General features: G+C 68.9%; 1 protein-coding gene. It reads right to left on the bottom strand.

What is annotated here, in order from left to right:
- Positions 1–36: 36 nt before the first annotated feature.
- Positions 37–1,155 (bottom strand): IS630 family transposase, encoded by a 1,119-nt coding sequence (locus tag ACFY1S_RS29475; RefSeq protein WP_387124188.1) that lies wholly within the window; start codon positions 1,153–1,155, stop codon positions 37–39.
- Positions 1,156–1,245 lie beyond the last annotated feature (90 nt).

The raw sequence follows: 1,245 nt of genomic DNA, 5'->3' as shown, positions 1-1,245 counted from the left end.
CTAGTGCCGTGACCACGAACGTTGACGGTGTTGGGGTCAGGCTGCTCGGGTGGCGGGTTGGCCCCAGCGTCGTTGTCGTTCGCTGCGGATGCGGGCGCGTTCGCGGCGTTGGGCGGCCAGGACGTCGGGGTGGCGGGCGTTGGCGTTGCGCCAGCGCAGGTATGCCTGCAGTTTCCGGGTCAGTGCGGGGTGGTTCGGGTGGTTGGATCCGGCGATGACGAAGGTGCGTAGCGGCCCGAACTGGGCCTCGATCGGGTTGGCCCAGGAGGCGTAGGTCGGGGTGAAGCACAGCTCGACCTTGTTGCGGACAGCCCACGTACGGATCTTGCGGCCTTTGTGCGCGGACAGGTTGTCCAGGATCACGTAGATCGGCGCGCCGTCCGGACGTGCGGCGCGGATCGACTTGAGCGCGGCGAGGGTGTTCGCGGCGCTCTTGCGGCGGCGGACGACGCCCCAGAGCTGGTCGTCGCCGACGGAGTAGCAGCCGTGGAACTGCCGGACGCCGTGCAGCTTGTGGTAGTTCGCGGGCAGCCGGTGCGGATGGCCCGCGGGCGCCCACCCCGTGCCGGCCTGGGGGCGGATCACGAGGGGCCCGAATTCGTCGAAGGCGAACACCCGCTGCGGGAAGTGGCTGGTGACGTACTCGATCCGGGCGAGTTTGGTGTCCCGGTGCGGGTCGGTGGACTCCTTCCAGGTCTTGGTCCGCTGGAAGGTGATCCGGTGCCGGTGCAGGATTTGCCGCAGTCGCTCCCGCCCGATCTGGACCCGTCGGGCGGCGTGAACGCGCAGGTGGTCGGCGAGCTTGCGGATGCTCCAGCGGGTGAACGGCCGCCCCAGCTTCTCGGGGCGGGTGTTGGCCGTCGCGACGATGAACTGTTCTTCGTCAGGACTGATCTGGCGGGGACGGCCACCCGCCCACTGAGGGTCCAGGCTGGACATGCCCATCTCGTTGAACCGGTGGATGAGCTGCCGAATCGTGTCCTCATCGGCTTGGACAAGGCGGGCGATGGCCGGCACCGTGTTCCCACCGGCCGAGGCGAGCACGACCATCGCCCGCCGCAGTCGGATCGGGGAACCGGTTCCCCGGCGGGTAATTCTGAGCAGCTGCTGACCTTCCTGATCACTCAGCCGCCGCACGCGTACAGGATCTGCCACCGCCACAGCCTGACCGCCGCGACGCCGCCCGGCCGACAGGCCGGACGGCGTGTCATCCAACACCGTGAACGTTCGTGGTCACGGCACTAG

Source organism: Micromonospora sp. NPDC000663, assembly GCF_042898105.1.
Taxonomy (GTDB): Bacteria; Actinomycetota; Actinomycetes; order Mycobacteriales; family Micromonosporaceae; genus Micromonospora.
This window is presented reverse-complemented; position numbering and strand designations above follow the sequence as displayed.